This window comes from Vagococcus fluvialis, assembly GCF_048815235.1.
In the GTDB taxonomy this organism is placed as follows: Bacteria; Bacillota; Bacilli; order Lactobacillales; family Vagococcaceae; genus Vagococcus.
Map to the genome: position 1 here is coordinate 221,410 of NZ_JBMEAO010000002.1, position 14,358 is coordinate 235,767.

13 protein-coding genes are annotated in these 14,358 nt (G+C 32.0%); all 13 read left to right on the top strand.

Translation table 11 applies throughout. The features are described 5' to 3' along the window. Positions 1–1,215 carry a class C sortase gene (locus tag ACODH8_RS02380; RefSeq protein WP_332465419.1) on the top strand — a complete coding sequence of 405 codons (1,215 nt, stop codon included), beginning with the start codon at positions 1–3 and terminating at the stop codon, positions 1,213–1,215. After that, positions 1,212–2,396 (top strand): class C sortase, encoded by a 1,185-nt coding sequence (locus tag ACODH8_RS02385; protein WP_332465418.1) that lies wholly within the window; start codon positions 1,212–1,214, stop codon positions 2,394–2,396. Before ACODH8_RS02380 ends, ACODH8_RS02385 begins: the two co-directional genes overlap by 4 nt. Positions 2,397–2,824: 428 nt before the next feature. Beyond that, positions 2,825–3,280, top strand: coding sequence for a PTS sugar transporter subunit IIA (locus ACODH8_RS02390; RefSeq protein ID WP_332465417.1), 456 nt, complete (start codon positions 2,825–2,827; stop codon positions 3,278–3,280). Between the two features lies 1 nt (position 3,281). Beyond that, on the top strand, positions 3,282–3,557 hold the full coding sequence (locus ACODH8_RS02395) for a PTS sugar transporter subunit IIB (RefSeq protein WP_332465416.1): 276 nt from the start codon (positions 3,282–3,284) through the stop codon (positions 3,555–3,557). Positions 3,558–3,586: 29 nt separating this feature from the next. Continuing rightward, positions 3,587–4,849, top strand: coding sequence for a PTS ascorbate transporter subunit IIC (locus ACODH8_RS02400; RefSeq protein WP_332465415.1), 1,263 nt, complete (start codon positions 3,587–3,589; stop codon positions 4,847–4,849). A gap of 67 nt (positions 4,850–4,916) precedes the next feature. Then, positions 4,917–5,540: an SIS domain-containing protein gene (locus ACODH8_RS02405; protein ID WP_332465414.1), complete on the top strand. Its 624-nt coding sequence runs from the start codon at positions 4,917–4,919 to the stop codon at positions 5,538–5,540. Continuing rightward, positions 5,530–6,426 (top strand): dihydrodipicolinate synthase family protein, encoded by an 897-nt coding sequence (locus ACODH8_RS02410; RefSeq protein ID WP_332465413.1) that lies wholly within the window; start codon positions 5,530–5,532, stop codon positions 6,424–6,426. The genes ACODH8_RS02405 and ACODH8_RS02410 overlap by 11 nt, the downstream gene beginning before the upstream one ends. A gap of 2 nt (positions 6,427–6,428) precedes the next feature. Continuing rightward, on the top strand, positions 6,429–7,055 hold the full coding sequence (locus ACODH8_RS02415) for a ketohydroxyglutarate aldolase (protein ID WP_332465412.1): 627 nt from the start codon (positions 6,429–6,431) through the stop codon (positions 7,053–7,055). A 29-nt stretch (positions 7,056–7,084) separates the two neighbouring features. Continuing rightward, the gene (locus tag ACODH8_RS02420; RefSeq protein ID WP_332465411.1) at positions 7,085–9,166 is read left to right on the top strand and encodes a BglG family transcription antiterminator; all 2,082 of its coding nucleotides are present in this window, start codon (positions 7,085–7,087) and stop codon (positions 9,164–9,166) included. A gap of 171 nt (positions 9,167–9,337) precedes the next feature. Further along, entirely contained in the window at positions 9,338–12,262 is a 2,925-nt protein-coding gene (locus ACODH8_RS02425) for a glycoside hydrolase family 2 TIM barrel-domain containing protein (RefSeq protein WP_332465410.1), read from the top strand. Between the two features lie 29 nt (positions 12,263–12,291). Further along, complete coding sequence (locus ACODH8_RS02430) at positions 12,292–12,894, top strand: YitT family protein (RefSeq protein WP_332465409.1); 603 nt, start codon at positions 12,292–12,294, stop codon at positions 12,892–12,894. Between the two features lie 68 nt (positions 12,895–12,962). Continuing rightward, positions 12,963–13,397, top strand: coding sequence for a hypothetical protein (locus tag ACODH8_RS02435; protein WP_332465408.1), 435 nt, complete (start codon positions 12,963–12,965; stop codon positions 13,395–13,397). A gap of 193 nt (positions 13,398–13,590) precedes the next feature. Then, the coding region (locus ACODH8_RS02440; protein WP_420517492.1) for a transposase at positions 13,591–14,358 on the top strand (768 nt) is incomplete at its 3' end.

Sequence of the window (14,358 nt, forward strand, 5' to 3'; positions counted from 1 at the left end):
ATGAAAAAGCAAAAAGATGAGCGAATAAATTTAATATTAAAACTAATGATGGCCCTACTTTTTATTTTAGGTGTCTTAGTTTTTTCATATCCATTTGTAGTGGATTCTATTAATAACTATTATGATCAAAAAGCGATAGAAAAATTACATAAAGAAAATCAAGAAGAATTTAAAACAAAAAAAATTGAACGTCTTGAAGAGATGAAGGAGCTTAACAAAAAATTAGCTGAAAATAAAAATACACAGAATATACCCGGAATGGGAATTGTTGAAGATCCTTTTGAAGCAGCTTTAACAAGTAAGCATACTAAAAAAGACCAAGAATATTATAAGGAACATACAATTGGGGCCATTTTTATTCCTAAAATCCATGTTAGTTTACCATTATTTGACGAAACCAATAATACTTTATTAGATGTTGGAGCAACTATCTTGCAAGGTAGCTCTTATCCAATAGGAGGTAAAGATTCTCATTCAGTCATTACAGGTCATAGTGGATTACCAGATAAAAAATTATTTACTGATTTAGAAAAATTAGAAAAAGAAGATATTATTTATATTGATGTAGCAGGTGAAAAGTTAGCTTACGAAATTGAAGCATTTAAGACTGTCCTACCGCATGAGTTAGATGATGTTAAAATCCAAAAAGGTAGAGATTTAATTACTCTTGTGACCTGTACACCTTATATGGTTAACACTCATCGATTACTTGTGACTGCCCACCGGATACCTTATGTGGAAGAGAAAATGGAAAAAGAAAAAGAGCAAGTTCAAGAGTATCATAAAAATCGCTTTCGTTTATTTATGTTATTCTTTCCGATATTATTTAGTATGATTTTTTATTGGATGTGGCGTAAATTCGTTTATTATCAAAGTGGTAAGTATAAATATGATTTTATTTTTTATATTCAAAGAAATAACAAACCAGTCGTAGGGGAAACATTTGTCCTAACAACCGGGAAAAAGATTGTTCGAAATAATAAAATAAAAGTAACCGCCACTAGTGATATTAATGGGGAAATTCGTTTTTCAGGCATTCGTGGTGGTAAATACACAGCAAGGCATTTGAAATTAAAAGAAATAAATGCTGTAAGGGGCTATGTCTATCTATTAAAGTATAAACAGTTTATTATTCGAGGTAAACGTAAATATTTTAAAGTTACTAAGTCAAAAAATGGAAAAAATTATATCCTTGAAATGAGGAAGAAGAAATGAAAAATCAAGGAAAAAAATTAGCATCACAAATTGGTATGTTACTCTTTTTTCTAATAGGTTTACTAATTATGACTTATCCATTTTATATAAATGCATTAAATACTTTTATTGATCAAAAACGTGTAGATATTTATTTAAAACAAGAAAAAAAGAATTTTGAGAATAAAAAGAAGTTATTAACTGAAGGAAATAAAAAAAATAAAAAGCAATTTTCCCCAGGAAATGATCCTTTTAATGAAGAAAAACCTGTTGATAAAACAGAGAATTACTTTTATGAACATTTGATAGGTACAATAGATATTCCGAAATTATCCGTCAATATTCCTTTGTATGATGAAACTAATAATGAATTGTTAAACAGAGGAGCAACTGTTCTAGATGGAACATCATATCCAGTTGGGGGAAAGGGAGAACATTCGGTGATATCGGCACATAGGGGATTACCGAATCGAGAATTATTTACTAATCTACCTGAGTTAAAAAAAGGTGATATTTTTTTGATTCAAGTTTTAGGAGAAACTTTGGCTTATAAAGTTCGTGATACTCGAGTTGTATTACCAAATCAAACAGACAGTTTAAAAAAACATTCTGATGAGGATTTAGTGACTCTAGTAACCTGTACTCCATATATGATCAACTCTCATCGTTTACTTGTGACAGGTTTTCGAGTCCCTTATTCCCCAGAGATTAAAAAGGAAAAAGAATCAGGTGATAAGTGGCGTTTAATGAAGCAGTGGCTGATTCTAATAGGTATTGTGATTACAATTATATTATGGCTTATTTTATTAGTACATCAAATTTATTTATATAAACTACGCCAAGAAAAAATGACGATTAAGATAAAGATTATTAACCAACATAAAGAAGTAACTTTGAGTCTATTTAGTAAGAGTGGAAAAAAACGAATGTTTCGAGATGGGAATCCTTATGAAATAAAGATTCAGCCAAATGAGATTGGAGAGTTTCGAGACTTACCAAGTAGTATTTATACAGTAAAACTAAATAATCAAATAATAGGACAAGTTGGTCGAAAAAAAAAACAAGAGGAAGTCCAAGTTTTTAAATTAACAGATTCTTGGAAAAGTTCTAAAAAAGAAAATATATTCTTTTTTAGAAGGAACAACAATCAAAATAATAATAAGAAAAAATTAAAAAGGAAAAAAATAAAAAAATATAGATAGAAGAAACATTACAGAATAGATTCGATATACTAGATAATTAAGAGTAACTATAAAAGTTATTATGAGTTAATCGATATAAGTATCAAAATTGCAATTAATTAAAAATAACATAGAATGACTTCATAATTTTATGGAGTCATTTTTTTGCCTCAAGATTCCATTCATTGAAAGAATTAATAGCAACATTTTTTCAACAAATCAGTTCACTTTATTTTTAGAATAAAATAAAAAGTGAGTAGATTTTGATTAAAAATAAAGAAAACGCCTTCTTTTCTGAAAATAAGTAATAAACGTTTTTGTTTCGGTTCATCTTTTTTTATAAATGATAAAAAGAGTACACTCAATGACAATTGAAAAAGACCTAGATATCCCATATAGTGAGGACATAAAAGAAAACTCGAGAATTCTTGATATAAGAGGTGACAGATGTGTTAAGTAAAGTGATGAAAAAAAATTATATTCAATTGGATGTAGAAGTAACAGATTTTAAAGAAGCCATTATCTCTTCAGTAGAACCTTTTTTAGAAGCAGATGTGGTAACAAAAGAGTATGTCGAAAAAATAGTTGAGATTTACGAAGAGACTGGTCCATATATTGTTATTATAAAAAATGTGGCCCTACCTCATGCGCCTAGTGATAGTGGAGCAAAAGAAGTAGCTCTTGGTTTTACAAGGCTTAAAAATCCAGTGGTTTCAGGTCATAAAACAAATGATCCTGTAAAATATTTATTCCCACTGAGTGCTAAAGATAGTCAGTCTCATGTTGAGTTGTTATCTGAATTAGCTGAGTTACTAAGTGATGAATCATTTTTAGAATTTTTGGAAAATGCGACATCAGAAGAAGATATTATTGATTATTTAGAAAAATTTGAAGGAGCGAAATAACATGAAAAAAGCATTAGTAGCCTGTCGTGCAGGAGTAGGATCAAGTTTGATGTTAAAAATTAAAGTTAACGAGGTTATTCGTGAGAATGGTTTTGCTTTAGAAATTGAACATTCTTCATTAGATGGTGTACCAGGATTTAATGGTGACATTATTATTACCTTATCTGACGTTGCAGAAGAATTAGAGAAAAAGAATTTACCACAAAAAATTGTTGGCATTAATAATATAGTAGATAAAGTTGAAATTAAAGAGAAGTTAGAAAATGTTTTAGCATAAAGCAAAAGGGATTAGGGGGCTTTTAAATAATGGAATTTACGATTAGCTTTTTAAGTACACCAGCTGTGTTGTTGGGATTAGTAGCGATGGTTGGTTTGCTTGCTCAAAAGAAAAATAGTACTGAAGTAATGACAGGAACATTTAAAACGATTATCGGTTTCTTAGTATTTAGTGCCGGTGGAAGTATCATGACTGGTGCGCTACAAAACTTTAATAAATTATTTCAAACTGGATTTAACATTGTTGGAGTAGTGGCTTCACCTGAAGCCGCAACAGCAATGGCACAAACTCAATTTGCATTTGTTACTAGTTGTACTTTAATTTTAGGATTTGTGATGAACTTAGTATTTGCTCGTATTACACCGTTTAAAAATATTTTCTTTACAACTGGGCATAGTTTATTCTTTGCCTGTGTCCTTTCTTTAATTTTGAAAGCGCACAACTTTGCTGATTTACCAGCGATTTTAATTGGAGGTACTCTTTTAGGGTTCTTCTCAGCTGCTTTACCACAATTATGTCAGCCATTCATGCGTAAAATTACTGGTAGTGATTCTACTGCGATTGGTCATTTTAACATGGTTGGTTATGCTCTTTCTGGTTACATTGGTATGTTATTTGGTAAACACAAAGAAAAAACAACTGAAGATATTAACTTCCCGAAATGGTTATCATTCTTTAGAGATTTCTTAATGGGTGTTGCTGTTGTTATGATGATCTTGTTTTATGTGTCAGCTTTAAAAGCTGGAAAAGATGTGACTCAAGAATTAGCAGGTGCACAACACTGGTTAGTGTTCCCATTTGTTCAAGCGTTTACATTTACAGCAGGTATGTCAATCTTAATGACAGGGGTAAGAATGTTCTTAGCAGAAATTACAGAAGCTTTTGTCTCTATTTCAGAAAGATTCATTCCAAATTCTCGTCCAGCATTAGACGTACCAACAGTATTCCCATATGCACCAACAGCAGTTATCGTTGGTTTCTTATCATCTTATACTGCAGGTCTTTTAGGGGTACTAATCATGGTAGCGTTAAAATTCCCAGTTGTTATTATTCCAGCAGCACATATTTGTTTCTTCTCTGGAGGAACAGCAGCTGTGTTTGGTAACTCAACAGGTGGTTGGCGCGGTGCTGTAGCAGGATCATTTGTGGTTGGTTTATTATTAGCTTTCTTACCAATCGTCTTATATCCAACTTATGGTAGTTTAGGTATTGAAGGATCAACTTTCCCAAATATTGATTACAACGTAATGGGAATTTTATTAGATAAAATTTTAGGAATCTTTGGTTTTTAGAAAAATGACATAAAACAAGTTTAGTAATGAGAATTACTAGACTTGTTTTCATAATAGGAGAAGAGTTATGAAAACAATTAAAGTAGATCAATTTATCGATGCAGTGCAATTAGAATTAAGTCAATTTTTAGAAGAAATTAATCGTGAAGAACTTATAGCAGCAATGGAAGTTATTAGTGAGTGTAAGAAAAACAAAGGCCGTGTTCATGTAACAGGTGTTGGGAAGCCAAGTCATGTGGCTGAATACATTGCAGCATTAAATTCTTCAACAGGAACGCCTTCTTACTTTTTAGATGCAACAGAGGCTGTTCACGGTTCAGCTGGCCAAGTGTTACCAGAAGATGTGGTGATTGCTATTTCAAATAGTGGTGAAACTGAAGAGTTAAAAAGTACTGTGTTAGCTTTAAAAAAACTTGGTGTGAAATTAGTTGGTGTTAGTGGTGGAAGTGAATCATGGTTAAAAAATAATGTGGATGCTTTTCTGTTTGCAGGCGTTAGACAAGAGGGCGATGATTTAAACAAGCCGCCTCGTATTTCTATTTTAGCCGAAACGATTATTTTACAATGTGTGTCAATCTTACTTCAAGATGAGGAGAACATTGATAGTGATAAATACTATTTATGGCATCCAGGCGGTGCTTTAGGAGCATCAATTAAAGACGAGAAAGTAGGAACAAGTAATGAAAATTAAAGGTATTGTAACAGCTATGGTCACACCCGTTAATGCAACTGGTGGAATTGACGAGCAAGCAACTAGAAAATTAGTCAATCGATTAATTGATTCTGGTATTCATGGTTTATTTATTCTAGGAACAAATGGTGAGTTTTATGCCTTAACAGACGCAGAAAAAATTGAATTAGCTAAGATTGTTGTTGAGGAAACAAATGGCCGTGTTCCAGTTTTTGCTGGAGCAGGTGGTATTTCAACAGAGGGAGTTATTCATTTAGCTAAAGAGTTTGGTGAGATTGGTGTTGACGCCATTTCTGTTATCACGCCATTCTTGATTAAGATTGATGATGATGAGCTGACACGTCACTATGAAACTATCGCTGATGAAAGTCCATTACCAGTTATTTTGTATGCTATTCCTAAAAATACAGGTATTCATATTAGTGAAGGTGTTTATGATAAGTTAATCACACATTCAAACATTGTTGGTATTAAAGATAGTGGTGGCGATATTGACGTGTTAAAAATGTATATCGAAAAAAATAAACGAGATGATTTTAGTGTCTTAGTTGGATCAGATTCTCTGATTTTAGATGCTTTAAGTTTAGGGGCAGATGGGGCAGTTGCGGCTACTTCAAATGTTTTAACTAAAACAGATATTGGCATTTACCAACTGTTCTTAGAAGGCGATTTAGACAAAGCTAGAAGTTATCAATTAAGCATTAATGAATTTAGACGTATTTTGAAATTTGGTACAGTTCCAAGTGTTTTAAAAGAAAGTTTAGTCTTTATTGGAGATAATGTAGGACATCCTAAAACACCCGTTCTACCTGTATCAGAGGAGCATACATCAGAAATTAAAGAAGTACTGCGTTTATATCAAGAAATTGAAGGATATGAGGTATAATGATGATAAAATTCGAAAGATTAAACCGTATTCAACAAGAAAAAATTATGGCCATCATTCGAGTAGAAACGAAAGAACGGGCAATTGAAATTGCTGAAGGCTGTTTAGCGGGAGAGGTTTCTTGTTTGGAAATTAGTTACACAAATGACACAGCAGGAGACATGATTCACTTTTTAAAAGAAACATATGGTACTCGCTTGTTTCTAGGTGCAGGGACTGTGTTAGATGGTTATACAGCAAGACATGCTATTATTAAGGGAGCAGAGTTTATTATTTCACCTAGTTTTAGCGCTGAAGTTGCTCAAGTCTGCAATAGATACCATGTGCCTTATTTACCAGGTTGCATGACAATGACTGAGGTGGTTTCAGCGATTGAAAGTGGTTGTGATATGGTTAAAGCTTTTCCAACATCGTCATTAATTGGTCCAGAAGTTATTGGAACAATTAAAACGCCATTACCAAATGTAGCGGTTTTATCATCAGGTGGTGTAACTCTTGATAATGTCCATCAGTGGTTAGATGCTGGCGTGGATTGTATGGGAATAGGTTCTTTACTGTCTAAGGGGAGCAGTGAAGAAATCGCTACAAATGCTAAAGAGTTAAGAGGTTTAGTTAATAGTTATAATTAATTTGCTTATCAAGTGGGGGGATATGCATGATGTTAATGGATCAACGCTCAAAAAATTTAATTGAAAAACTAATTGAAAACACTCATATCAGTCATACGTCTTTACAAGACTGTTTAGGTGTGACAAAACAACAGTTAGATTACGTTATTGAGAAGGTAAATGATTTGTTAGTAGATTCCAATTTACCAACTATCTATACTAATGCTGTTAATGTCATCTTACCAAAAGAAAGTCGCCACTATTTTTTAGAGTTATTCGCAAGTGATGGTTTTTGGGATCGATATGAGTTAAATGCAAGTGAAAGAAAAAGTTACATTTTTTTAATGCTTATTTACTATGTTGATGATTATCTATCAATTAATCACTTTCTAGATGCTTTAAAAGTAGGTAAAACAACCCTGATAAGTGATTTAAGAAAACTTGAAAAAGACCTTGAAAAAGAACAAATAGAAATTGTTTATTCTAGAAAAGACGGTTATCAGTTGAATGGGGACGAAAGTAACATCAGAAATTATATCATGAAACAAATTTTGGATGACTTTAGTGCAGAAGATAGCCGTTTTATTTACCAGTTTTTTATTCGTAATGAGAAAATATTAACTTACCAAAAAGTAAAAGATGTGACAAAAGAGTTTCTCATTGTTTATGATCTAGATTTAGTTGAAAACAGGTTAAATGAATTTTGTTATATCTTTTTAGTATTGTTGCCTCGATTAAATAAGTCTCATCAAGTTTTTTATGACAAATTCCATTTTCCATCCTTTTACAAAATGAAAGAATATCTTTTTGCAAAAGATCTATTAACGGCTTTTGATATTGATAATAAGGAAGCTACACTCTATATTTGTTGTTGGTTATTAGGAAATGCTGTGGGAGATAACAGTGATTTAACAAAAGACCATTCGATTATTAAAGAACTAGTTGAAAGAATCGTTCATCGTTTTGAAATGCTATCAGGTGTCCGATTTAAAGATAAAAATAAAGTAATTAAACAGCTATACAGTCATTTTAGACCGACTTATTATCGCTTGTTCTTTAATTTTCCAATCATCAATGTTCTTCATGATAAAATTGTTCAAGAATACGCAGAGTTGTTCCAAATCGTTAAAAAGACGATGACACCTATTGGTAATTTACTAGAAATCGAGATTCCTGATGATGAAATTTCTTTTTTAACCATTCATTTTGCATCTTTAATTAAGAATTATGAAGAATATCATGTGTCTCAAAAAGTTGGCGTAGTAGTTTGTCCTAATGGGATTGGTAGTTCTTTAATTGTGTATAACGAACTGAAGACTATTTTTCCAGATATCATTTTCTTAGGTCCGTTTGAGATGCATGAATTAGGAAATATTCAAAGTGAATTTGATATGATTTTTACAACGGTACCTAATATGAGGCTTTATTCATTTGGTAAGCCAGTTTATGTGGTTAGCCCTATTATGACAGATGAAGAACGTTATAAATTAGTTCATACTGTTCATACGAAAAAAATGTTTAATCCAGGGCAATATGTAGACGTGAATCAATTACTAAAGATTATTGAAAGTCATTCCGATATAAAAAATAAGTCTAAGTTAGAAAAAGAAATTAGTTCCTTTTTAAAACAAGATTATATGGAAGATAACTTTTTAGAGGATAAAAAGGAATCAGGATTAGACCTGTTAGATTTACTTCAAGAAGACTTTATTCAACTAAATGTCGAAACTAATAGTTGGGAAGAAGCTCTTTATGTGGCTGCCACACCAATGCTTAAAAAAGGTGTTATTACACGAAAATACATCGATGAAATTATCAGATTAACCCGACAAGAAGGCCCATATATGGTGATTACAACTAATGTTGCTTTACCACATGCCAGGCCAGAAGAAGGAGCAAAAAAATTAGGACTAGGCATTACGGTATTAAATAAAGAAGTGGATATTTTAAATCAATCCACAATGAAGTATATTTTTACTCTATCTGCTGTCGATAATCACCAACACTTAACAGCGATTTCTGAGTTAGTTACTTTAATTGATAAACCTGAGTTTTTTAAGATGTTAGATGAATCCAAAAATTCAGGTGAAGTCATTGAATGGATAGAAAGTTATTTAAGTAGATTAGGATAAAAAAACAATCAATAAAGAAGCTGCCCTTTATAGGACAGCTTTTTTGTGTCTTTAAGTAAAATTCTAACAAAGAAAGATAACACATTTCAATAACGAAATATTCCATTCAATTAAGTCGAGTAGGAATTGTATGATAAGGTTATAACATTTTTGATTAGGAAGGAAATTAATATGACTTATTATGAGAATTTCGACATTCAAAGTATTAATAAAGAAGTTAATCGCAATTATTATATTCCTTATGCCACTTATGAGGAAGCTTTTATGGCATCAACGAGACAAGAATCCTCTCGATTTACTTTGTTAGATGGTTTGTGGCCGTTTCGATATTTTGAATCTATACGTGAGATACCGAGATCATTCTTTAATAACGCTCAGGTCGAGCTAAATGATCAGATAAAAGTCCCTTCAGCTTGGCAATATGCTGGTTATGATAGCCATCAGTATATTAATGTTTCTTATCCGATTCCTTATATGCCGCCTCTTGTACCAGATGATAATCCATGTGGCATTTATCAACGAGAATTTGAAATTGATAACATGGAAATGTTGCATTACCTAAATTTTGAGGGTGTTGATTCAAATGTTCAAATTTGGATCAATCAACAATTTGTTGGCTATGATCAAATAACACATAGTACGAAAGAATTTAATATAACGCCATATCTAAAAAATGGAAATAATACCTTAACTGTTTTAGTAATGAAGTGGTGTGACGGAACCTATTTTGAGGACCAGGATAAATTCAGAACGTCAGGCATTATTCGCTCTGTCTATCTTATTCAACGACCTAAAAAGCATGTCACAAATTTTAGAATTAATACTTTTGTGAATAGTAGTAATCACAGTGGGGAAATTCATTTTGACTTATTAGATAATGATGCTGAAATTGAAAATTATTGGTTGTATGATGAAATGCAACAAATAATCATTTCTCAGAAAGTATCAGATTGTCAATTTAAGATTCATCTTAATGAGTGTCACTATTGGACAGCTGAAACACCTTATTTATATACGTTAATTGTGAAAATAGGTGAGGAGTTTATAAAACAAAAAGTCGGCGTACGTGAGATAAAAAGAGATAAGCGCATTGTTATGATTAATGACGTTCCTATAAAATTATTTGGTGTGAATCATCATGATTTTGATGCTGTGAATGGTCCATCAATGACCCTTAAACAGATGAAAAAAGACATGCTTATGATGAAAGAGGCTAATATGAACTGTATTAGAACGGCTCATTATCCTAAAGCGCCTGAATTTTATGAATTAGCAGATGAACTTGGTTTTTATGTTGTGAGTGAGGCTGATATTGAATGCCATGGAATCGTTCATCTTTTTGGTGATATGGCAGAATATAACTTAATTGGTTCCGATACAGCTTTCTTAAAACCTATTATGGAAAGAGTAGAGCGTTCAGTTATTCAAAATATAAATTTCTCATCGATCTTTATGTGGTCAATGGAGAATGAATCTGGCTATGGAACTAACTTTGAAGCTGCTCAAAAAAAGACTTTTGAATTAGACCCAACTCGTTTGATTCATAATGAACGTTCGATTGACCCTGTTGTTGGCCAAGAGAATGATTTTACTCATTTAGATGTTATCAGTCAGATGTATCCGTCCTTAGCGACTGCTATTGGTTACTGTGAAGATGATAGTTTGGATAAACCTTATTTTATGTGTGAGTATGCTCACGCCATGGGAAACGGGCCTGGTGGTTTTAAGGAATATTTTGATTTAATTCAACAATATGATTCTTTTTTAGGTGGTTGTGTTTGGGAATGGGCAGATCATGTTATTGACGTAGATGGGCACTATCTATACGGTGGTGATTTTGGAGAAGTGTGTCATGATGGTAACTTTTGTGTGGACGGCTTAACAACTCCGGATAGACAAATAACGAGTAAATTAATTGATTATCGAAATGTCCATTCACCTATTCAGTTGGTATCCTACTCAATGGAAAATGAAGAAGTAACCTTAGAAAATATCCAAAGATTTTCTACAAGTGAAAAATTAAAGGTGATTCTATCATGGGAAATCAATGGTAAAGTAGTTTCTGAAAAAGTCGTGGATGATATCATTCAACCAAATCAGACCGTTACTTTAAAATGGTTACCACCTGAGGATGTTAGAAATAGCTTACTCACATTAAATATGAGAGTTGACGACACTGTAGCTAAACGGCTAGTAGCAGAGCAACAATTAATTATTAAAGATGACTTAATGACATGTGAAAAAGGACTAATTTCTGATAACATGAGCATTAAAGAAACAGATGTACAAGGTGTTTTGTCTGTTGAGACAGGAGCATTAAGTTTTAAATTAGACGTAGTTAAAGGTAGCATGACTGAACTGAAATTTAGGGAACAAACTATTTTAGAGAAAGAGACTTTAATCGATATTTGGCGAGCACCAACTGATAATGATCGAAATAAGAAACATGAATGGCTGTCAGCTGGATATAATCGAACTTGCTTAAAAAATAAAGGATATGAAATAAAAGACAATCATATTTCTGCTCAGTATGCATTGGTAGCAACAGGTTATCAGCCTATTCTTGAGTTTGAGTTAAATTTACACATTAATCATAATCAATTAGACTTTCAAATAAGTGCTAATCAGGTAGAAGGTTTTCCTGATTTACCGAGATTTGGCATGACTTTACCTCTTAAACCAGACTTTACATCAGTCAGTTATTTAGGAAATGGTCCTTATGAAAGTTATAGTGACCGAAAATCAGCAGGAGCACTTGGTGTCTATTCTTTAGATATAAATCATCAAGAAAGATATGTGAAACCGCAAGAATACGGAAATCATACAGATACCAAGTGGCTTAAGATAAGTAACGGCGAGATGACTTTACAAATTAATCAGCCAACTAATTTTTCTTACCGACCATTTTCAAAAGAGCAATTAACAAGTAAGGCGCATGATTTTGAGTTAATCGAAGAAGGTAACTATTTAACCATAGATTATAAACAAAATGGGATTGGCTCTAATAGTTGCGGACCATATGTTGAAGAAGACTATCGCTTTGACGAGGAGAAATTCGATTGGCAATTTCAATGGATGTTTAAAAATAATCATTAACAGGTAATTAATGAGGTAGGAATCAATTTATGGTAAAAGAAGAGATAAAAAAATTGTTAATCATTTTAATAGGAAATGTGATTATGGCATTTTCATATGCTCAGTGGATGGTACCTAATCGCCTAATTAATGGTGGCGTCACGAGTTTAGCTATGGTTATAGGTAAGCTAACAAATAGCTCATTAGTGATTTGGACTAATGGCTTAACCTTATGTTTACTGTTTATCTCTTTGATATTTTTAGGAAAACAGATTTTTTTAAGGTCGGTTTTTAGTAGTGTTAGTTATATGACGTTGTTTTCATTTTTTTATAGCTTTCCAATCCCTGTTCAAATTAATTTAGAAGTGGATTTACTTTTAGCGAGTATTGGTATTGCGATTGGTTATTATTGTAGTATTTCATCAGGCTCAACAACCGTGGGCCTTGATATCATAGCGTTAATTGCTCACAAAAAAAATTCTAAAATAAAAATTGCTAAAGTGATTCGTTATTGTAATTATAGTGTATTAGGATTGGGATTAATAACGTACGGTATAAAATCAGTTGTAGTGGGTGTTATTTTTAGTTTTCTTTATTCGGGTATTTTAGACTGGTTATTGAAAATTAGAGGAGTACAGATTTCGGAAGTATAGTTTACTAAAAAGATGAACGTTATTTTCTATGGTAATATTTATGTATCAAACATTAAAGGAGTTTTAAAATGACTCGTAATCTACATGAAACAGCGATAAATTGGTTAAATGAAAATGTTACATGGGAAGAAATAGCTTTATCCAAAATGCCAGAAATAGGATTAAAAATGCATCTCTTAAATATCTCTCATTCAATTAATAATTTTGATGAGGCCTATATTAGTAAACATGTATCTATTTACTCTGTTGTAAAAGACAATCTTAGTGAGATTTATTTTTCTGAAACTAAAAGTGGTTTTATGCCAGAATCGGATAATAAAAATTTGTTATTCGTTTTAATTTTTGATAATGGAGAATATGATTACGTAGGGACAAATTCTGACCGTCTTTTTTTACAAATGATGGTGGATATTGGTATTTCTGAGGAAGATGTAAAATTAAAATCGGAGAGGTATTTAGAATATAAAAATAATAAAGAGATATTGGAAACATACTATAGTTAAACGCTTTAGATTCAATTACGAGAATATCTATTTAACATAAAAGCGAGGCTGTGACATAAGTCTCTGAATAAAACAAAAAAGCAATCAAATTTATGAGTAAAATTCATTTATTTGATTGCTTTTTTTAGTTAAAATAAAAACGTACAGGTGGCCCCCTGTACGTTAAGTCATTCTCCTGAAAGGAAAACTAAAAATGTATACAAATTATAACATGAATCAACTTACTTTAGATATAACAACTTCTTATGTTCCTAAAAAAGATAACACCGCATGGTTTATCAATGAACTAGTTGAGTCGCTGGAGCTTAGCGAACCGTATCTATTTGGAAGACCTAGAAAATATGATTTAAAAGTAGTTCTTAAATTAACTTTATTTGCCTATACTAGAAGTGTTTTTACTAGTCGCAAAATTGAACAACTAGCAGAAGAAAGCCTACCGGCTCGTTGGTTAACTCAAGAACAAGTTCCGAGCTATCGGACAATTGCTCGTTTCAGAACATCTAACGATATTGATAGATTATTACAAAGAAGTCTAGACTCCTTAGTTACTTATTTGCGTGAACAACAACTTATTGATGACGCTATTTTCATTGATGGAACTAAACTATTAGCTGATGCCAATAAATATAGTTTCGTTTGGAAGAAAAGTACCATTAAATTTGACCAGATGAATCGACAACAAATCATCAGTCTATCAGCTGAATTAAAAGAAGCATACGAGACAAGCTCTATCCCAGAGGGATCACATTTAACTCTGGATATGGTAGATGAAATATTAACCCAATTAGAACTTAGATTAGATGATTTAGAAGAAAAAGTTATCAAAACAGCTACACTTTCACCTAACCCGTTTAAAGTAAAACGACGTACCTTAAAAAGTAAAAAAAGAAAGTTGAAAATTCGACGTGATAAAATGAAAGAGCATCAAGATAAATTAGCTATTTGTGGTAATAGAAATAGT